The organism is Lysinibacillus sp. PWR01, assembly GCF_043359455.1.
GTDB classification, from domain to species: Bacteria; Bacillota; Bacilli; order Bacillales_A; family Planococcaceae; genus Lysinibacillus; species Lysinibacillus fusiformis_F.
The window spans coordinates 12,976-33,781 of record NZ_JBHERJ010000035.1 but is presented as its reverse complement, the minus strand read 5'-3'; the positions used below and the strand labels follow the sequence as shown (position 1 = coordinate 33,781).

Here is a 20,806-nt window from a genome sequence, read left to right as displayed (position 1 = left end):
CAAGCGACTCCCGGGTGATGGGTTGACTGTAGTATTCTTCTATATAAATTTGGATTTGCTCCACAAGATCTGGCTGTTGAACAATGACATGCTGTTGGCTTAGTTGCTGCAAAAGCTCATAAACACATTGATAAAAAAGTGCCTTGACATGAAAATGCTCTAGATTGTCCTGTTTGAGCCATTGCTGGTACATCGTTTCAACTTTTTGTTGTAATGTGAGTGCATTCGAAACTTGAAAAACATATTGAAGCTGAAAAGGTTTTTCACGTTCCCATAATGCTAGTAAACTTTTTCTATGGGGAAGAGGTAGCGTTGCTTTATAGAGAATTAAATAGTACTCTACTATATCTTCTACAGCACTGATGTGTAGACAACTTCCTTTACCAACATGAGCTATATAAAAATTTTCTATCTTATAGGATTTACTATCCAACAATATAGTAGCTTTTCCTTTTATTGTGTACAAAAAACCGCTAGCTGGTAAACGATAGGAGCTAAGCTGTTCATCACGTTGCATCTTTGTATAACGAATATCCAACACTTGAATGGATGCTGCTTTCCATAGAAGGATATGATCATCTATATTCACTATTTGTTTTCACACCTTTCTAGTCAAATCATAGAATGGGTCCCTTGTGAACATTATAAATGATAAACATTCTCATTAATATCTTTAATTGAAATAACAAAAAAGAAGCACCTTCATTACTAAAGATGCTTCCTCTTTTCCCAAATTATTTAGCTTATTTTTTATTCGTTAGCCAGTTTGTTAATTCCTCTACCTGAGCCAGCACGGCTGTTGGGTCATAATACCATGAACGCTCCTCAGGCCAAATATAAAGATGATCATTTTTTACTGCGGGCAGGCTACCCCATATTGGATCGTTCTTAAAATCTTCAACTGTACGATCGTCTGAAGTCAAAATAATGTAGTCTCCTGCATAATCTGCCAGCACCTCTTCGGAAATTTCAGCCCACTGCTTTTCCATAATTTCATCTGCTACTTTAGCAGGTGGTTTGCGACCAAGTGCCTGATAGACTGGTTGTCCACCACGTCCAAAATTATCACCATATGCATAATAAGTTTTGCCTGCATCCTCTATAATAGAGAAGCTTGCATCCTCTGGAATAATCGCATCTACCTGTGCTTTGGCATCGGCAATCTTTTGATCATATTGCGCCAGCCAATCCTTAGCTTCTTGCTCTTTGCCAAGTAACTCACCAAAATAGGTAAGTTCTTCGTGTGCATCCTTCAATTCACCATAAGGAATGACAACTGTAGGAGCAATTTTACTTAAAGCATCATAATTTTCCCCATTGCCAGTAATTATCAAGTCCGGTTTGAGCGCTATAATCTTCTCAATGGATGGTTTCCCATAATCGCCTATTTCTTCTACATCCTTTAATGCATCCTTTAAATAATAGTTTTCAAGAGCTAACCCAGGAGCTCCCACAGGTTTCACATCTAATACGAGTAAACTAGCAATATACTCCTCTGCTACAAGACGCTCTGGATTAGTCGGAATAACAACCTCACCATTTGTCGTCTGAACCGTTTTTGTCTCTGCTTCTTTTGTATCTTGTTCTGCAGTCGGACTAACGGTCTTTTCCTTTTCACCACAAGCCGTTAACAGAAGCAGTAATAGAAGAAACAATGGTACTATGAATTTTCTATTTTGTTTAAGCAATTTTTTCCCTCCATACATTTCAGTTGATAATCATTCTCAATAATTGTAGAAGAATGTTAAATAACTGTCTATGCATGAAAGTGATTTGTTCCCCTGTATATTTATGATGTTAATACTTCCATTAATTTTTGCAATTGAGTAGCTGTAGATAATGGGTCATAGCCATAAAATATTTCATACTGATTCATAAAATACACCTGTTTCTTTTGCACTGCTGTAAGTGACTGCCATTTTTCTGAATGTAATACCGTTAAGAGACGCTCTTTTCCAAAATCTTTTGTAGGAAGAGCGGTGACGAATATATAATCAGCTGGATAGTGAGCAATATCTTCAATATCTACTGTTAAGTAACCTGTTTGTTCAATATTTCGTGTGACAATCGCATCTGGTCGACTAAAGCCCAAATCTTCGTACAGTATATGACTCCCTCTCCCATGACTACTATTTAAACAATACGCTTGATGACTCCCTATTTCCCAAACAATAGCAGTACCCCTTGCCCCAATTTGTTGGTCAAGAATAGCGTTACATTGAGCTATCTGTTCATCATATTGCTGGAGCCAGCTCTTACATACTTCTTGTCTATCAACGATATTGGCAATCAACCCAAATTGCTCTCGCCAGCTTAATTGTCTACATGGTAGCTCGAATATAGGAGCTACTGACAGTAATGATTGTTTTTCATTACCACCACTGTAGTTAATAATGACATCTGGACATGCTGCGGTGATCTCCTGATAATTTGAAGCAATACCATACTCATAGATACCATACTCATAGCCTTTAAGTTTTTGCGAAGTAGAGACAGGCTCGATACTCTCTAGAAATGGGGAGTATACACCCAACACTGGCGTAATACCAAGAGCTAGTAAGCATGCTGTATGATTGGTATTGAGTGCAAGGACACGCTTTGATTTCTGATAATAGGCTGTTGGTGATACACCCACTAATTCTTTAAATTTCCTACTTAAATAAGTCCCCTCATTGTAGCCAACTTCCTGAGCAAGCTCATCTAATTTAGGCATTGTAAACAATAGCCTTTTCTGTGATTCTCGTATTCTTAGCAACGTTAAATATTCACTATACGTATAGCCTGTATGCTTATGGAACGTACGAGAAAAATGCTCTGGACTTACTTGTGCTTTTTCAGCCATCTGCTCTCTTGTTAATTCTTCACGGAAATATAGATTAATATAATGAAGTACTTTATCAATCCATAGTCCTTCTTGTTGTTGTTTATTATCACGTAAATGGCTGTACAGCACTTCTAGCAATTCACCGAATAATTTTTGTAAACGAAACGGATTATTGCCCTCAGCGTTCGCTTCTTTTTCTACTTCTTTAGCTAAATTCATAAGTCGATAGGAGCATTGCTCAATTAAGATAGCATCTTGTAATAAACGATCCGTTTTGCAGCCATATACACGATATTGAATGACGATTCCTTTACTTTCACATGTTTCAAGTAGATGAAAATCGTCAGTATCATCTAAAAGCATAACAGAATTTGGACTAAGCTGAACGTGCCTACCTTGAAGCGTACACTCTAAATATCCCTCATACACGATGACCATAAATGGGTGGGTGGATTGTGTTCCTATGTCACTTAACATTTCATTTAATTTCACTATTTGTAAAGGTTGATAAAAAAGATGGGACAGTAACTGATTGTCTTTGTACATTTTAGTTCTATCTCCTAAACATCAAATTGATATTGATTATCATTTTCATTATAATGAAATAGAATGATAGAAATCAATTGAAATAGGAGGCTTATAGCTTTGAAAAAATTTATAAAAAAGAATGCCTTTTTAACTGGCATTTTAATTATTTCCATCCTTTTGGCTGCATGTGGAACTCAATCTTCTTCCACAACAGAGAAAACAAAGGAAGAAAGCTCCAATCGAGTCTTAACAGATTCAATAGCCCATGAAGTGACCATTCCTAAAAATCCCCAACGTATCATAGCTCCCTATCTAGAAGATCACCTTGTAGCATTAGGTATAACGCCTGTTGCACAGTGGTCCGTAAAGAGTGGGACATCTATCCAAGATTATCTTCAGGATTCATTAAAAGATATTCCAACGATTGAATTTGACCTTCCCTATGAAGCTGTTACAAGCTTTAATCCAGATTTAATTGTAATCGGTTCCCCTGAAATTGCTGAAGGTGAAAAATATGAGCAATATAGCAAAATTGCCCCTACTTATGTAATGGGAGCAGAGGATAATAATTGGCGCAATAAACTATTAAAAATGGGCGAAATTTTTGGTCAAACAGATAAGGCAAAGGAAGTCCTAGCAGATTATGATGAATTCGCTAAAGAGGCAAAAGAAGAAATTCACAACAAAGTCGAAAATCTTTCAGCCACTGTGATCTGGAATATCAAAAATTCAATCTACATGGTAAGTGACACAGCTTCTAGTGGTGTTGTTCTTTATGAGGATCTTGGGTTACAAACTCCAAGCCTTGTGAAAGAGGTGTCAGCATCTGCTGCTGGTGATTGGTCACAGGTTTCTTTAGAAAAATTCGTTCAAATAGATGCTGACTATCTTTTTGTTATTAACAGTGATAGTGCAGGTAGCTCTGAATTGCTAAGCGATCCTCTTCTAGCTAATATACCTGCCGTTAAAAATGGTCATGTTTATGAATTCGATTCAAGTTCGAGTTGGTTATATTCAGGTGCTATTGCCAATCGCCAAATTATTCAAAATGTATTGGATAGCATAGTGAAGTAAAAAAAGTCCCTTCAGCTTTGTCCAAAGCTGAAGGGTCATGTTGTTGAAAAAAGATGATGTCAACGGCAGAAAAAGTGTCTTTTCCTTATCTTTCATACTAAACGTAGCAATCAAATAGCCCATTATGTGTATGATTAGAGAAAGGGTAGGCTCTTATTTTCAATGTGAGAAGTGATGAGTTACGACACCCCTCAAAAAATGAGTAGTGAACGCCTTTGCTAAAAAGTTAGTGGGTTGAAGTGGAGGGCTACTTGACTCCCGTAGGATAGCGAGACAGGCAAAACTCTAAACGGAGCGGAGGATGCGATTCAGCGCTCGCCCACAGGCAAGCAAGTAGCCTGCAACGGAAATTCATTTTCACTTTTCACAAAATTCTATGGATTGTTTTGTTTTTCAACACTATGACCCTTCAGCTTTGTCCAAAGCTGAAGGGTTTTATTGTGATCTGTATCTGACAAAGTCTCGCGGATTCAGCCCATATTTCTCCTTAAAAACCTCTGCAAAATGACTCGGATTAGAATACCCAACAGCATTCGCTACTTCCATAATATTCATTGTCCCGCTTTGTAATAAATAACATGCCTTCTCCAAACGTTTTTCACGCAAATAACCAAATACTGTTGTGCCATACATTTCTTTAAAACCCTTTTTCAATTTATAATCATTTAATTCAACTAAACGAGAAAGCTCCATTAACGATGGAGGATTCAGCATATTTTCTGCCATAATGATGCGTGCTTGAACTAGTTTTGCTCTATCATCCCGTGAGAATTCCATTGGATTTGTTGAATGAGGAAAAAAGGTTTGGCATGTTCTTGTTAAAAGCTGTAAAGCCGTACTTTCTAGCTCCAAATTAGTCAATCGATTAGCTGCTAGCGCTTCTAACAATTGTTTTACCATAAGCATATCTAGTGGATTAATATTCTCCTGAAAGAAACGAAAAGGAGATCCACCAAGAACCGTTGAAAACTTGGTAGAGGTACCATCATTCCCATTAATTTTTTCCATGTAATGATTAAAAGTTGTTACAGGGATACCAATGCCAACCATCTGATAAGACTCATCTTTATTAAATATAAAGTTTGCCTCTACTTGCTCCATCAATTGCATTGTACATGTCCCAGCCGTTACTACATACTCACCATTGGAAATATGTACACCTCGCGTCCCTTGCAAGCAATAGCTAATTTCCACCATTGGCTTCGCTGTGGAGACATTCATTCGATGTTCCTGATGAAAGGAATAATCCGATACAACTACCTCTAAATCTGTACGAGGTATAAAACGATGGATTGCCCCTTCCTTCAAAGTTGATTGGAATGACATATATTGTGTTGATTTTTCCTGCGGTTCTAGTATTTCAAGCGCATGAAAAAATCGAGCAAAATTTTGATGAAAATCCACACTCATAGCGTTCACCATCCTTCAGCACTTTATTGAGAATAATTATCAATAATCAACTAAAGTATAGCAAAGGGACATCCTTTCCGCTATGAAAATTAGCTTTCTTCTGTAGTCAGCGAAAATGCTAACAAGATACATAAAAAGAAAACTGCCGCTCCAAAGCCATAAGCAACTGAAAATCCTCCAGCATGCTCAATTAACCAGCCAGCTAATCCTGGCCCCATCATTTGACCTACTGCATAAAAAATTGAAATAAACCCGATAGCCGATGCAACATATTGGGGCAATACTTGCTGACTGGCTTTCATCTGTATCAGGACAAGAACACCACCAAGGGAAGAACCCCAAATAATAGAGGATAGTATAAACCCTCCAATGTTTTCAAACATCATTGGCAATAAATCGCCGACAACCGATAGTAGTAATGCCGTTGTTAATGCTTTTTTAACACCCATTCTATCTGCTAACATTCCCCAGAATGGAGCGCCTCCAATCGACACAATTCCAGCAATGGCATAAATGGAGCCTGCTAGCCCATTGGATAGTCCAAGACTTTTCATATAACTTGTTTGGTATAGATTAGGAATAAGATAGACTAAACCAACGGCAAAATAAATACTTGCAATGATATACAGTTGCTTACTGCGCCATGTTGTTGTTTTTTCCTGTACGGTATCCTTCTCGACAAAATTTGGTTGCTTTATCGCCCAGGATGCTAGCAACACGACGATTAGTGTCAAAATCGCAAAAACTAACCAAGCTCCACGCCATCCTAGCGTAGGAAATCGTTGCAGCATAAAGGGTACAAGTAAACCTGATAATAGCATCCCTATCCCGGCTCCACTCATTAACAACCCCATGACTGTACCTCGTTTTTTAGGATACAGGTTAATGGCTATCGATAGTAATGGTGTATAGACAAGTGCACTCCCTGCCCCTGCAAGGAACAGTGTGATGGCAGCCCACGAGAAATTTGGGACGAACACCAGTCCCATTAACCCTAAAATGACACAGGCTCCCCCTACTAACAGAACATTTTTTGCACCAATATGTGTTGTAAGTACTCCGGAAAGCCCTACTGTTAGTAAATAGCCTAAAAACAGCATTGTTCCTAAGTAACCAGATTGAGAGGTTGTAAAACTCAATCCCTCCTGCATAAATGGCAAAATAATTCCATATGCCATACGACCAAAACCCGTAGTTGTAACGATTAATAGCATACCTGTTATGACAAACATCCAAAAATTCTTCATCTTTAAACCCCTTTCATTACACGAATCTTAATCCAATGAAAGGTCCATTCTCCACCAATGGAAGGATGCTGATACGGTAAAACGGATTTTATTTTAAAGAGACAGTTAGATTTTTGGATAAACCTTAATGACCCCTTTTCAGTTTGTCCATTGTCCTAGGCGACAGTCTAATTTATGCTAACCTATATCGATAATGATTATCATTTACGGAGGAAGAGACATGAAAAAATTAAATCGACATATGCTCATTTGTAGCCTATTATTACTGGTTGGAATCATGCTGGCTGCTTGTGGTTCAACTAATGAAGAGACAAAGAAAGAAGAGGCAACAACGTCAGAATCAACAACTCGTGTTTATAAGGATTATTTAGGTCATGAGGTTGAAATTCCAGTAAATCCTGAGAGAGTGGTTTATCATGGAGAAGGATACGGTGATTTACTTGCATTAAATATCAAAACAGTTGGTGCTGGCTTCTCTTGGATTACAAATTATGCTTGGGAAGATCGTGTAAAAGATGTGGAGGACGTTGGTTTTCCTATTAATGTTGAGAAAACATTGTCATTAAAGCCTGATCTTATCATTATTGGTACTTCTGATGATAAGACATATTCACAGCTTTCTAAAATCGCTCCAACTATCGTGTTTGATACTTTCGCGCCATTAAGCCAACGTTTAACAGAGCTGGGCGATATACTTAATAAAAAAGAAGAAGCAACTCAATGGATGGATGCTTATACAGAAAAAGCGGATAAAATGTGGGAGTCGCTTGTAGCTGATGACATCATTAAACCAGATGAAACAGCATCGGTTTTAACATATTATCCAGGAGATCGATTATTTGTCATGGCACGTGCTGGACTTTCTCAAGTTTTATACGATTCAAATGTTCTTAAACCTGGTGACAAAATACAAAAAATACTTGATGATGGAACAGGCTTTGCTGAAATCTCCACAGAACTTCTTCCTGAATATGCTGGTGATCGAATTTTCATCCTTACACCAGTCGATGATGAAGCAAAACAATCGACAAAAGAAATGATGGAGAGTCCAATTTGGAAGAACCTACCGGCAGTGAAGAACGGTCATGTCTACACATTTGATATTGAAAAAAGTGATAGCGATGCCTCAACAAGAGAATGGCTGTTATCACAATTACCTACTATTTTAAAAAAATAACTAACAAGAGACATTTCATCTTTGTTGAAATGTCTCTTTACTTTTTATACAATACAGTTAATTGATAATCATTTTCATTTACTAAGGAAGTGAACAGATGGAAGACAACAAATCAGCTTCTATTAACAATGATTTACTATTTCATTTAGAAGATATTGACTGTATTTCGCAGAGCTATCCGTTTATCTCGACTGCTCATCATACGATGATACTTTTTACAGATGGCTGTGGGACATTAACGATTGATGATATACCCTATTTGGTGACGAAAGGAAAAATTTTTCTTGTACAGCCCCATTCTATGATTGATTTATCGGATATAAATCATGGTTACCGTTTCTATAAAATTGCCTTTTCAGCCTTTCAGCTAAAACATAAGCACCCTTCTCCACATCTAGGATCTATTTTTTCTGATGAGTGGAATATACAATTTATCCTTATACACGAATAATTCGTCTTACCGAAGATCTGTATAATTTAAATCCTAAATTGGATTTTCTTAAACAACAAGGAGTCTTGTATGAACTATTAAATTTATTATTTGAACATCAGCTTCATATGAACTACCAGTTGACAATGACAAAGGCGGTTGAAGAAACTATCGACTATATACATAACTATTTTCAACAGCCTTTAACAGTGAAAAAGCTAGCGGAACTCGCCCATATAGCTCAATGGCAATATAGTACGATCTTCCAAACCTTAACCGGGAAGAAACCGCTAGATTATATTACAGATTTACGTCTTACAAATGCCAAGGAATTATTACTACAAACAAATGAGCCATTAAAAGATATTGCGCAGCAAGTAGGATTTGATGATGAATATTACTTTAATCGCCGCTTCCGACAGGTAATGGGGATTCCTCCAAAACAGTTTGCACGACAATATAAACAAAAAACAGTTGTAAAAGATTGGACTGGACATGAGGTAGCCATTCCTTGCTCACCTCATCGTATTATTTATCATGGAGAAACGTTTGGAGATATGTTGATTTTTGATGTGCAGCCAATAGGTGGTGACAAAAACTCTATTAGTAAATCCTTTTATAAAAACCATGTTCCTTATATTCAAGATGTTGCCTTTCCAATCAATCTTGAAAAATCTTCGAAGCTGAATCCTGATTTAATTATCTTTACCAGTAGTGACGAGCAGCAATATCAGGCGCTATCAACTATTGCACCAACGATTACCCTCAATTCCTGGGATTCATTAGAAGAGCGTGTTCTTTTATTAGGGCAGTGGCTTAACCAACAACAGCGTGCAGAAGATTGGCTAGAACATTTTAAAATCCAAGAAAAAACTATGTGGCAGCAGCTACAAACAGTTGTAGAGCCTGGTGAAACGGCATCAGTATTGACTTTTGATCATGGCAAACGCCTTTATATTATGGGCTGTATAGGACTGTCCCCTGCCCTTTTTCATCCAGATGGATTTCAGCCTCACCCACAAGTCAAAAAACTACTTCAAGCAGGTGAGGGGTATAGAGAAATACCAATAGATCACTTACCTCAGTATGCTGGTGACCGCATCTTTATGTTGTTATCTAATAAACCAGAATCGCAAATGGCTACGATGGAATTGATTAATAGCGCTATTTGGAAAGGACTCCCTGCTGTACAAAATAACCATGCTTATTTAGTAGATGCAACAAAGTGGAATTATGGTGATGCCTTTACAAGAGAGAAGTTACTCGGTGCATTACCAAAGCTATTGGTTACTGCAAAGTAATTCTCACACTTATAATAAGGGGTGACATTAAGATATGAAAACGGAAAGTATGACAGATATGACTACTCAAATATCATTAAAGGATATACGAGATTATATTGCTAAAAACCATCATCAACCTCTCACAATTGAGCATCTAGCACTCATTTCTGGTCTGAGTTCCAGCTACTTTGGAGAGGCCTTTAAAAAGGCATTCGGTCAAAGTGCCACAGATTATTTAACGGCGCTACGCATTGGACATGCCAAGCAATTACTGCGTGATACTGATTTATTACTTCGTGAGATTGCTAGAAAAGTTGGTTACAGTGACGAATTTTATTTTAGTCGAAAATTTAAAAAGGAAGTTGGGATTTCACCTTCTGCTTATAGTAAAATGGCTCGCCAGCGAATTTCTACTTTTTCGGTATCCGCTACTGGAAACTTATTAGCGCTTGGTATCATACCAGTAGCAGCTCCGCTGAATGCTAAATGGAGTCCTTATTATTACAATCATTACCAAGAGAAAATCCCAGTGCATGTTAATATATTTGATGCAGAATCAGAGGACAACTTCAAAAAATTAGCCTCTGCTAAGCCAGACATTCATATTTTTCAAGAGGAACCCTCCCTCTCCATGCTTGATTGGCTTCAAACAATCGGCATCAAAAATGTCTATATACAAGCAAAGGATTGGCGAACACAACTGAGAGAAATAGCTGTAGCTGTCAAAAAGCAAAACGTGGGGGAGCATTTCATTCAAACATATGAACAAAAGGTATTACAGGCAAGGTTAGAAATTTATCAAGTTACTGGAAACCATACTTTTGCCGTTCTTCGTTTATGCGGTGATCAATTATTTTTATATTGTAATAAAGGGATTCAGGATGTACTGTTTACAGATTTGCAGCTGCGTCCTGTCAATGCGCAACAACAAACATATAACGAGCTTATTACACTTGATCAGCTAGTCAATTTAAACCCTGACCGTTTGCTATTTATCATTTGTCCAGATTCGCCAACTCGAAATTATTGGCTTACTTTACAATACCTTGATCGATGGAAAGAGCTCCATGCCGTAAAAAATGGACATGTCTATGTTTTACCTTCGAATCCTTGGTTTGAATACTCAGCTATTGCTATAAACCGAATGCTAGATGAAATGTTGCTTATGCTAACCGGAAAAAATCCAAATCCTTTTCCTGTCCCCGTCCATGGTAACGTATCTGACGGTGATTTATAATTCTATTTGAGAATGATTATCACTGGAAGGAGACTTTGATGAACAATGAAACAAAATTGTCGTAATCAATGTCATACAATTATAAAATCTGCCTATTTATTAGCGATGTTCTTGCTAACTATTGGCATACTAACGGCCTGCAATACCCAATCAAGCAATAAAGAGGAACAGGTAGAAACGCAGGCAACCTCCGAAAGTACAAAGGAGCAAAGTGTTTATCCGTTAACACTAAAAGATGAGGTCGGTAATGAGGTAACACTACCAGCTAAGCCTACTAAAATTTTTGCACCTGTCATGGAGGATTCGTTATTAGCTCTTGGTATCAAGCCTACTATGCAATGGTCCAACGGTGTTAAACCACAGCTCTATTTACAAGGTCAGCTACAGGGTGTACCTGAAATTAGCTTTGCAAGTGGTCCCCCATCAGCCGAAGCAATTATGGCAGATAAACCAGACTTAATTATTTTGCACAATTCATTTTATGTGGAAAATGGCACATATGAAAAATACGCAAAAATCGCACCAACCTATGTTTTCAATAATGCCGCAAGTGATTTACAAGGCTCTATTAAAGTTTTAGGGCAACTACTTGATGAAACAGACAAAGCTGAGCAAGCTTTACAGGGTTATCAAGAAAAGGTGGATGCAGCAAAAACAAAGCTGACTTCCATAACAGAAGGTAAAAAGGTTGCGTTAATTCGCTTTAATGCAAAGGGGATGTTTTTTATGACGGATGAGTATTTCAGTGGGTATGTCTTAACACATGAATTAGGATTTGAACAAAGCAGCTACGTGAAAAATGGTGCCTTCGAGGTATCATTAGAGATTCTACCTGAACTAGATGCAGATTATATTTTCTTAATTAATGATGGTAACCTTGGGGATGAATTTTTAAATGAGTTGAAGAACAGTCAAATTTGGCAAAGTACGTCGGCATTCAAAAACAATCAAGTATTTGAAACATCAGAGGATTATTGGCTAAATGGTGGTATTCATGCACAAGGTAAAGTAATAGAAGATGTATTGGAGTTTCTAGCGCCATGACAATAATGACTAAGAAACCATATACATCCGAAAACTACTTTGAATATGCCATGACGTCTCGTCAACAGCTAGACTATCGCATTTTAATTGCAGCCCCAACAGATGAACCACCAGCAGATGGTTATACTGTTATTTACGCCTTAGATGGGGATGCCCTTTTTCCAACGCTTGCAGAGGCAGTGAAATTACAAACACGTAAACCAAAAGGCTATGATCCCATTCTTGTTATTGGCATCGGCTATCCCTCAAAGGAACCGTTTGATATGGAGCGACGCTGTCACGATTTTACACTACCTGTTAGTGAAGAACATCTGCCACCACGTCCAGATGGAACGCCTTGGCCTCCAAACGGCAAAGCCAATGAGTTTCTAGACTTTATTGAAGATGAGCTCATGCCCGCTGTCGCAAAGGAATGGCCTATTAATAAAAAGAAACAAGCGATTGTTGGTCATTCCTTAGGCGGTCTTTTCACACTATATGCTTTATGTGCAAGACCCCATTTATTTAGTCATGTAGTAGTCGGAAGTCCCTCTGTTTGGTGGGCTAACAATGCCGTACTAAAAGAAATAGATCGATTTGCTGAAGCTTGGAAAAGTCAGCATACTATTAATCTCCTACTTACAATCGGTGCTAACGAGCTGCCAGATATGCTCGAAGGAGCTGATCAAGCTGCGGAACAAATGAAGCGTTTAAGCAACCAAAGCATTCATACTAATTATGTGAAGTTTGATGAGGAGGACCATGTGAGCGTCCTACCTTGTATGCTTAGTCGCCTTCCCCGTTTTTTAGATTCCTAGCAGAAAGCCCAAGTGGTAATCATTCCACTTGGGCATTTTTATACTATTTACTTCTCTTTCTCTAAACGATCTTTGAGCATGCTAGCGATTTCCTCAACCTGTGATTCTACAGCAATTGGATCATAAGGCCAGAAACGTTCTGGGTTTAAGTTGAATACTCTATTATTTTTAACTGCTTCAATTGTCAATTGTACCGTGCATTTATAAGAAAAATTGTGAGGAACCAGTCATTTAAAAACGAAAGTTAGTTCTAAGATCATTTAACCAAGAATAATGCTTTTTTAAACTAAATTGCTTATTAATTTTTCGCATTCTTTATTTTCTTTTTACGGATAACCTTAAATAAAATGGTTACGATGATTATGATCATTATAAAACTTAAATATGGGATCCACCATTTAATAGTTTCAACTATTCCCTCCGATAATCCAAAACCCATTAGAAATTCAGTCATATTACCTACTCCTTTTATTTAAGTCTATTGTCTAAAATTACTTGTTTTGCACTCTGATAAGTTGCAATGAAATATATTACATATAGCAACAAAATAATACCAAAGCTTAAAAACATATTCTGTTTGATAGAAACTTCAAAAAATGGTTCTAATTTTTCTAATACAACCTTAGTAGTAAAGATTGATATGAAACTAGCTAAAATTAAAGGTGAAATAAAATAAAATCCAATTTGTCTAAATAACAACCTATTAATCATTTTTTTATCTGCACCAATTTTCGATAATGTCAGGTATCTTTCTTTGTTATCCTGGGTTTCTGTTAATTGCTGTAATGCTAGTATTGATAACGTGACAATCATTAAAATTATTCCTAAGTAACTGCTAATAAAAGCTATTACTCCAAATACGCCAAAGTAAGTGTCTTGTATCACACTCTTAGTTACATAATAAATCTCTCCATCAAGAGATTTTTCAACCCATTTATTATTCATTATTTTATAGACCGTGCCCTCAATTTCTTGAGAGGGAAAAACACCATTCAATAAGAAACTATCAGGATTCATATAATTTCTCATATTGTCTGGAACAACCACTGTTCCTACATCATTTGCCCTGGTTGAATTTGTTAAGTAAGTAATGTTACCAAATATTTTTTTGTTTGCAGGAGTAAGCTCCTTGTCACCAATTCTTATTTTCCCCTCTTTATTTAAGAAATTTTGAATATGTTTATTAAAGGGTTCATAGTTTGCATTAATAATAAATTTATTTTCTCCCAACCGAATTCCTTCTTCTCCAGATAGTTCCAATATTTTATTGTAATCTGTTTCAGTTATTAAAGTAACTTGTGACATAAGTATCTCTTGTTCTAAATCAGATAGTTCTACTTGTTGCTCTTTAAACAATTCTCCATAAGTTAAATCTGCATTAAACAACATTATCTCTACATAACTTTTAAGATTTTCTTTGAGTGGAATGCCATCTTGTTTTGCTGTTTCTAAAAGATTTTTGTTATCCTCATAGGGTTTTACAATTGTTAAGTCAAATGGAGTTGCCGTGGTAACTTGTTTATTCATAGAACTTGTAACACTAAATCCTGTACCTAGAACTACTAGTGAAGCTATCAGTAATGCACTTAAGATACTTATTACTAGAAAATTAATTTGCATTTTACTTCCGAATTGTCGAAACAAAAATGAATTTAGTTCTTTAAAATACAGCTTTTTGTTTCTTTTAGCCAAGAACACCATCACACCGGAAATTGTATAATAAAACAAAATAATACCAAAACCAAGAAGCGAGACTATCACAGTTAAATAATTCTTATCAAGTCCGAATTTCATCAACAATAGTATTCCAGTAGTTATTAAAGTAATTGCTACTAAAAAAAGGCTACTTGTCGCCCATTTGTTATAGACCTTTAACTCTTGATTTTTACGATTCGCAATTAATAAATCGATAAGTTTAATATTCATAATATTACGAGCATTAAAAAGTGCTACTATAATATAAATAATAGAAAAACTTATAATAGTTTCTTTTATAGCTTCTTTTGATAACAACAATTTATATCCTACTGCATCACCTACAAACATTTTTAAAGCTAATATCGAGATTACTTGTGACATTAAAAATCCTAGCCCAAGGCCTATAATTAAAGCAAATAACCCTACCAAAAAAGTCTCACCTACAAAAATAAAGGATATCCGCCATTTACTCATCCCTAATGTCATATAAATACCCATTTCTTTTTTTCTTCGCTTCATTATAAATTGATTGGCATATATGATAAGAAAAGCAAAAACAATTGCAATAAACCTTGTTAATAGTCCAATATACGTAACTAATGCATCCCCAAAAATCTCCATAGAATAATTTAAATCATTTAAAGCTGGTTGAGATGATACTGAATTAAATGCATAAAATAGGCTAACACCTAAAACAAGAGTTAGAAAATAGATAGCATAATCTTTAATACTTCTGCCTACATTTTTATATATCAATTTAAAACTCATCATTGATATTTCCTCCTAGTAGTGCAACAACCTCCATTATTCGATTAAAGAAAGTTTTACGATCATCTTTTCCTCGTATTAGTTCATTAAAAATTTCTCCATCCTTTAGAAAAATAATCCTTCTGCAAAAACTTGCATTATAAGGATCATGAGTAACCATCAAAGTTGTGGCATCTTGTTGCTGATTTAATATTTCTAAATTTTTCAGCAACATTTTAGCAGATTTACTATCAAGAGCCCCTGTTGGCTCATCGGCTAATAATAATGTAGGCCTTGTAACAATTGCTCTCGCTGCCGCAATTCTCTGCTGTTGTCCTCCTGACATTTGATATGGGTATTTGTACAATACTTCCTTTATATCCAAAGCAGCGGCAACTCTATCGACTTCATGTTCAATTTCATTCACTGGATAATTAATTATAGATAATGCCAAAGAAACATTTTCAAAAGCAGTTAGTGTATCTAGTAAATTATATTCTTGAAAAATAAAACCTAACTTCTCACTTCTAAATTTTGATAATTTATGGCCCTTTAATTTTGTGACATCTTCGCCATCTATAAATACATGACCAGCCGTAGCAGTATCAATGGTTGAAATACAATTAAGTAAAGTCGATTTACCACTTCCACTTGGTCCCATAATTGCTATAAAATCGCCTTTTTGCACTTCAAATGAAATGTTTTTTAATGCATGGGTTACATTACCCTTATTACCATACACCTTTTCAATATTTTCAACTTTTAATATTGTATTCACTTCCCAATTCCACCCCTTTTATGGATGACTTATCCTTTTGCTACCATAATATTACCATTCAATGAATTAACAAAAAATCGATTATTGTATCATAATATTACCGTTTTGTAAGTTTACTTACTATGCACTATAATATAATTAAAAGATATAAATAATGGAAATAAAGACATTCATTGGTTCAATTAAGGGGAAATTAAAAATGAAAATATTCATTATCGAAGATGATCCAATTATCAGAAAGGAACTTTTTGATTTTCTAGAGAGATATGGGTATGAATGCATAAGTGGCGATGATTTCACAAAAATTGTAGAAGATGCTCTACAAAGCATGCCGCATTTAATTATTTTAGATCTTAACCTTCCTTTTCAAGACGGTTTTCAAGTGTGTCGTGAAATTCGGAAATTGTCTTCTGTGCCCATTATTATAGTAACTAGCCGTGACACTTCCTTTGACGAACTATTAAGTCTTCAAATAGGAGCAGATGACTTTATTACAAAACCATATGATTCACAAATCCTTTTAGCTCATATTCAATCCGTTTTAAAAAGAACTTACGAAATTTCCAAAAGTGCTATTCTTTCTTATAAAGATTTAACACTGGAAATATTAAAGAGCAAAGCTATTTATAATAATAAAGAAATAGAACTTACAAAGAATGAATTATGTATTCTTAGATTATTGATGATGAATAAAGGAAACGTAGTTTCTAGAGATGAAATAATGAATGAGCTTTGGCAAAACGGAGATTTTGTTGATGAAAATACCTTAAATGTTAATATATCAAGGTTAAGGCGCAAATTGGAATCAATCGGTTTAAAAAAATATTTATTAACGAAGAGAGGACAGGGTTATCAGTTATGAGTTTAATTGAATTTTTTAAGGAAAAACAGTTAGCAATACTTTTTCATTTACTATCATTGCTAATTATCTCTAGTGTCCTCTACTTGTATAATGAAAATGGAAGTTTAGTAATAGTAATAGATTTGATTCTTCTATTTTTCTTTTTCACACCAATTTTATTTAAATATTATCAATTAAGGAACTATTACGATGAAATAAAAAATATTTCAAAACAAATCAAAGAAAAAACATATATTGCAGATATTGTAGAGGAACCCCCTTTTTTTTCAGGGAAATTCTTCTACAACATCTTAAATGAAGCAACAAAATACATGAATGATTGTATTTTCTCTTTGAAAAACTCACAACGTAATTATACCGACTACATTGAACTTTGGGTGCATGAAATAAAAACACCAATCACTGCACTAAAGTTAATTATAAGTAACCATAAGACACCTGAAAATATCCTTATTCAAGAAGAACTATTAAAAATAGAAGGTTATGTTGAACAAGCTCTATACTATGCAAGAAGTAGTACTTTAAATCAAGATTATAGAATAGAAACATTTACACTTGATAAGGCTGTAAATTTAGCCATTAAATCATTATCTCTAAGTATTATTCGTGCCAATGGTAATATATATAAGGATAACCTTGATTTGAAAGTCACATCTGATTCAAAATGGATTATTTTTATTTTAAAGCAATTAATAGATAATGCTATCAAATATCGTCATAATCCGCTTAAATTATCCTTTATTGCTAAAAAAGTAGAAAACGGTACTTTATTGTTAATATCAGACAACGGTATTGGTATAGCTTCATCTGATATTGAGAGAATTTTTAAACGTGGGTTCACAGGAACCAATGGTAGAAACTATGTTAAATCTACTGGTATGGGTTTGTACCTTTGTGAAACCTTGTGCAAAAAATTAGGGTTACGCATAAGTGTAGATTCTCAAGAAGATACTGGCACTACATTTAAAATATATTTCCCTGATAAACTGCGATTATTCCAAGAATCGAAACAAAATATATAGAGTTTATTTATTTCAAATCCCTTTTTTTGATTATATAGAGACCTATTATATAGGTTACTACTGAAAAGAAGCTTAAGTAAATAATATTATTAATATTGTAGTATAGAGTAGAAAAACCATCAGAAGCAATGTAAAATGGTGTATTCTCCATAATCGTCTTCATCCAACTGTCATCTCTTTCTACAATTTGTATACCAATGTTATATAAAAAAATATATAGAACATATCCAATTATTAATGAGTAAACGCGATTAAACGTAATAGAAATTGTAAATATACCTACTGATAAGATAGAAGAGAAATAAACTATATATACAATCCAAACTGAGAATAGTGTACTTAGGATCTCCATACTAGAGAAATGTTTACCTATGATAAGTTGAACAGTTAATCCAATTAATATATTAAAAATGCCATATAGAGAAGTATAAAATAAAAATGAAACACTTTTAATATGAATTATTTGACTTCTACTGTACATACTACTAAATACCATTTTCGAAGTTCCAAAACTAAACTCGGATCCTATCATATTACTGCCTAAGTAAATAAAGTAAATTTGTATAATAAATAAGGAAATACCAATATTTCCGCTTAACTCTACGCTTTTACTTAAATTCATCTGATAATAAAGAACATTATCAATAATTGTAGCAATAAATAATATTATTAAAAAAACGCATGTTGATGTATCAAATATTTTCTTTATTTCCATTCGGCTTATAGAAAACATACCAGTCATATTATCAATCTCCTATATTTCTCTTTTATTAATAATTATTAAAGATATTAAAAATAATACTAAGCCTGTTAATGCTAAACAAATATTATTTGATATTGATAAATTATTATATTGCATTCCCTTATAAACCAAAGCCAGTGGATTCTCTTTAATCCAAAGAGCTAATTTTGTTGTAGAGTCTAATTTTATTAAAATAATACCTCTAATCATACTCTCAAATGAAAACATAGAAATAATGGAAACTATTGTTGCAATTTGACTGAACGTAATAAACCCAATGATGAAAGATAAACTTGAAACAAAAAAGGAAATAAGTAAATAATTTGTTAGATTAGTGAAAATATCGTGTGTAAGATTATTCAGAGTAAATTTATTATGTTCCAATACCCACAATAAATTGGCTAGTAATCGATGAATAGTTCCTACAATACATCCAATTAAAATCAATGAAAGTAATTTTGATAGAACTATATTTATACGTGATAAAGATCCTGTGAATATAATTCTAGAAGTTTTTAATGAAAACTCTCTTGACATAATAAAAGAAGGCATAATGAGAATAATATAGTACGAAATATCACCAAAGTAATTGTAATATGTATCCAAATCCGAAGGGGATGGGTACATGGGCCTTTTTAGATAAATTGTAATAGTGTACAAAACTGCAATAAATAAACTTGACCAAATGCCATATCTTTTGAATAATTGTTTAACCTCTAATATTGATATTCTTATAGTGCTATTCAATCTTATTTCCTCCCATTAACTCAAAAAATCTCTTTTCTAAATCTTTGCGAAGTGGATAAATAGCATTTATACTAATTTTATTTTTTACTAAATCTACTATAAGAGAATCAGAATCTTTATAAAGATATTGAAATTTTACTTTATCTTGATCTATTTCTATAAAAGGTATGTTTTGTATATCATTTAAATAGTTTTTTACCATTTCTATTTTTTTAGTTTCTATGATAAATTCATGTAGCTCTCTATCAGTCTGTTTTTCTGTTTTTAAATCAATATAATCTACTACTGTTCCCTTCTTCAAAAACAAAACTTTATCACAAACAGCTTCAATTTCTGATAAAATATGGCTGGATATAAGAATTGATATCCCTCTCTCTTTTGAAACTTTCCCCAATATTTCTCTTATTTCAGCAACTCCTTCTGGATCTAATCCATTTGTGGGTTCATCTAAAATCAATAATTTAGGATTATTAACTAATGCCTGTGCAATTCCTAACCTCTGTTTCATTCCTAAAGAATACCTTTTTACCTTCTTATGAACAAAACCTTCAATCCCCAATAAATGGATTACAGATGAAACATTATCTCTATCATATCCCCCTGAAATCTCTGCAAAATAAATAAGGTTATCCATTCCACTCATATGGGGATAAAAACTAGGGTATTCAATCAGTCCTCCAATACGTTTTATATGTTGTAAAGGTTGCTTTTCAATATCAAACCGAACCTCCCCCTCAAACTTCGTTATTAATCCCATAATTATTCGCATAAGGGTTGTCTTTCCTGCACCATTTGGTCCAACTAAACCTATTACTTCACCTTTTGGAACTGAGAAAGAAACATTATTAATTACTTTATTATTTCGATAACTCTTTGTGATATTCGACAATGTTAAAATATTACTCATTTCTTCTCCTCCTTCTAACGCATCTTATCAATTACACGCAACAATTTTACTGATTTCCAATAAAAATGGTTTATAATTACATTTTATTAAAATAAGGATTTATTGTAAAATAATAGAATTTATAAGATATTACTCTTTCATAAAAAAGATATAGCAAATTGTAATTTAGTAGTTTTCTCCCTAGCTGAAAAGCCCAAGTAGACATATCCACTTGGGCTTTGTTGTAACTTTACTGTTTGCAGGAAAAACTAA

Annotated in this window: 19 protein-coding genes and 1 pseudogene; 9 read left to right on the top strand and 11 right to left on the bottom strand. The window is 34.4% G+C overall.

The annotated features are described in order from the left end of the window. From ACEVFT_RS05080 to ACEVFT_RS05070, 3 genes and pseudogenes are all read right to left on the bottom strand, one after another. Positions 1-589, bottom strand: a pseudogene (locus ACEVFT_RS05080) (hypothetical protein); the annotation flags it as partial. Between the two features lie 154 nt (positions 590-743). Further along, entirely contained in the window at positions 744-1,688 is a 945-nt protein-coding gene (locus ACEVFT_RS05075; RefSeq protein WP_393948520.1) for an ABC transporter substrate-binding protein, read from the bottom strand. Between the two features lie 101 nt (positions 1,689-1,789). Next, positions 1,790-3,370, bottom strand: coding sequence for an ABC transporter substrate-binding protein (locus tag ACEVFT_RS05070; RefSeq protein ID WP_393948519.1), 1,581 nt, complete (start codon positions 3,368-3,370; stop codon positions 1,790-1,792). Between the two features lie 99 nt (positions 3,371-3,469). On the opposite strand from ACEVFT_RS05070, the gene ACEVFT_RS05065 reads away from it, so the two are divergent. Next, positions 3,470-4,426 carry an ABC transporter substrate-binding protein gene (locus ACEVFT_RS05065; RefSeq protein WP_393948517.1) on the top strand — a complete coding sequence of 319 codons (957 nt, stop codon included), beginning with the start codon at positions 3,470-3,472 and terminating at the stop codon, positions 4,424-4,426. Positions 4,427-4,861: 435 nt separating this feature from the next. On the opposite strand, the gene ACEVFT_RS05060 is transcribed toward ACEVFT_RS05065, so the two are convergent. Together ACEVFT_RS05060 and ACEVFT_RS05055 are read right to left on the bottom strand one after the other, a co-directional pair. After that, the gene (locus tag ACEVFT_RS05060) at positions 4,862-5,836 is read right to left on the bottom strand and encodes a helix-turn-helix transcriptional regulator (protein ID WP_393948516.1); all 975 of its coding nucleotides are present in this window, start codon (positions 5,834-5,836) and stop codon (positions 4,862-4,864) included. 89 nt (positions 5,837-5,925) lie between these two features. Further along, complete coding sequence (locus ACEVFT_RS05055; RefSeq protein ID WP_393948514.1) at positions 5,926-7,083, bottom strand: MFS transporter; 1,158 nt, start codon at positions 7,081-7,083, stop codon at positions 5,926-5,928. A gap of 220 nt (positions 7,084-7,303) precedes the next feature. Here ACEVFT_RS05055 and ACEVFT_RS05050 point away from each other — a divergent pair, with 220 nt between their 5' ends. The 6 genes from ACEVFT_RS05050 to ACEVFT_RS05025 all read left to right on the top strand — a co-directional run bounded on the left by ACEVFT_RS05050 (position 7,304) and on the right by ACEVFT_RS05025 (position 13,051). Then, a complete protein-coding gene (locus ACEVFT_RS05050) occupies positions 7,304-8,260 on the top strand; it encodes an ABC transporter substrate-binding protein (protein ID WP_393948511.1) in 957 nt (318 codons plus the stop codon). A 97-nt stretch (positions 8,261-8,357) separates the two neighbouring features. Continuing rightward, positions 8,358-8,711, top strand: a complete 354-nt coding sequence (locus ACEVFT_RS05045) for an AraC family ligand binding domain-containing protein (protein ID WP_393948510.1) — start codon at positions 8,358-8,360, stop codon at positions 8,709-8,711. A 65-nt stretch (positions 8,712-8,776) separates the two neighbouring features. After that, positions 8,777-9,991: a helix-turn-helix domain-containing protein gene (locus tag ACEVFT_RS05040; RefSeq protein ID WP_393948508.1), complete on the top strand. Its 1,215-nt coding sequence runs from the start codon at positions 8,777-8,779 to the stop codon at positions 9,989-9,991. Between the two features lie 34 nt (positions 9,992-10,025). Beyond that, positions 10,026-11,210, top strand: coding sequence for a helix-turn-helix domain-containing protein (locus tag ACEVFT_RS05035; protein WP_393948506.1), 1,185 nt, complete (start codon positions 10,026-10,028; stop codon positions 11,208-11,210). A 45-nt stretch (positions 11,211-11,255) separates the two neighbouring features. Then, the gene (locus tag ACEVFT_RS05030) at positions 11,256-12,254 is read left to right on the top strand and encodes an ABC transporter substrate-binding protein (RefSeq protein ID WP_393948504.1); all 999 of its coding nucleotides are present in this window, start codon (positions 11,256-11,258) and stop codon (positions 12,252-12,254) included. Beyond that, positions 12,251-13,051 carry an alpha/beta hydrolase gene (locus tag ACEVFT_RS05025; RefSeq protein WP_393948503.1) on the top strand — a complete coding sequence of 267 codons (801 nt, stop codon included), beginning with the start codon at positions 12,251-12,253 and terminating at the stop codon, positions 13,049-13,051. The genes ACEVFT_RS05030 and ACEVFT_RS05025 overlap by 4 nt, the downstream gene beginning before the upstream one ends. A 47-nt stretch (positions 13,052-13,098) precedes the next feature. Here ACEVFT_RS05025 and ACEVFT_RS05020 read toward each other — a convergent pair whose 3' ends face one another. The 3 genes from ACEVFT_RS05020 to ACEVFT_RS05010 form a co-directional block, all read right to left on the bottom strand. Next, positions 13,099-13,239 carry a hypothetical protein gene (locus ACEVFT_RS05020; RefSeq protein WP_342533732.1) on the bottom strand — a complete coding sequence of 47 codons (141 nt, stop codon included), beginning with the start codon at positions 13,237-13,239 and terminating at the stop codon, positions 13,099-13,101. A gap of 280 nt (positions 13,240-13,519) precedes the next feature. After that, entirely contained in the window at positions 13,520-15,520 is a 2,001-nt protein-coding gene (locus ACEVFT_RS05015) for an FtsX-like permease family protein (protein ID WP_393948501.1), read from the bottom strand. After that, positions 15,507-16,274, bottom strand: a complete 768-nt coding sequence (locus tag ACEVFT_RS05010; RefSeq protein ID WP_342442213.1) for an ABC transporter ATP-binding protein — start codon at positions 16,272-16,274, stop codon at positions 15,507-15,509. Before ACEVFT_RS05010 ends, ACEVFT_RS05015 begins: the two co-directional genes overlap by 14 nt. Positions 16,275-16,473: 199 nt before the next feature. Between ACEVFT_RS05010 and ACEVFT_RS05005 the strand changes: the two genes are divergently transcribed. Beyond that, positions 16,474-17,136 carry a response regulator transcription factor gene (locus ACEVFT_RS05005; RefSeq protein ID WP_342442212.1) on the top strand — a complete coding sequence of 221 codons (663 nt, stop codon included), beginning with the start codon at positions 16,474-16,476 and terminating at the stop codon, positions 17,134-17,136. After that, positions 17,133-18,158 (top strand): sensor histidine kinase, encoded by a 1,026-nt coding sequence (locus tag ACEVFT_RS05000; RefSeq protein ID WP_393948500.1) that lies wholly within the window; start codon positions 17,133-17,135, stop codon positions 18,156-18,158. Before ACEVFT_RS05005 ends, ACEVFT_RS05000 begins: the two co-directional genes overlap by 4 nt. Before the next feature lie 7 nt (positions 18,159-18,165). Here ACEVFT_RS05000 and ACEVFT_RS04995 read toward each other — a convergent pair whose 3' ends face one another. From ACEVFT_RS04995 to ACEVFT_RS04985, 3 genes are read right to left on the bottom strand one after another with little or no spacing between them, the layout of a single operon-like run. Then, positions 18,166-18,900: a hypothetical protein gene (locus tag ACEVFT_RS04995; RefSeq protein WP_342442210.1), complete on the bottom strand. Its 735-nt coding sequence runs from the start codon at positions 18,898-18,900 to the stop codon at positions 18,166-18,168. 12 nt (positions 18,901-18,912) lie between these two features. Then, positions 18,913-19,647 carry a hypothetical protein gene (locus tag ACEVFT_RS04990; protein WP_342442209.1) on the bottom strand — a complete coding sequence of 245 codons (735 nt, stop codon included), beginning with the start codon at positions 19,645-19,647 and terminating at the stop codon, positions 18,913-18,915. After that, the gene (locus ACEVFT_RS04985) at positions 19,640-20,554 is read right to left on the bottom strand and encodes an ABC transporter ATP-binding protein (RefSeq protein ID WP_342442208.1); all 915 of its coding nucleotides are present in this window, start codon (positions 20,552-20,554) and stop codon (positions 19,640-19,642) included. Before ACEVFT_RS04985 ends, ACEVFT_RS04990 begins: the two co-directional genes overlap by 8 nt. Positions 20,555-20,806: the final 252 nt, after the last annotated feature.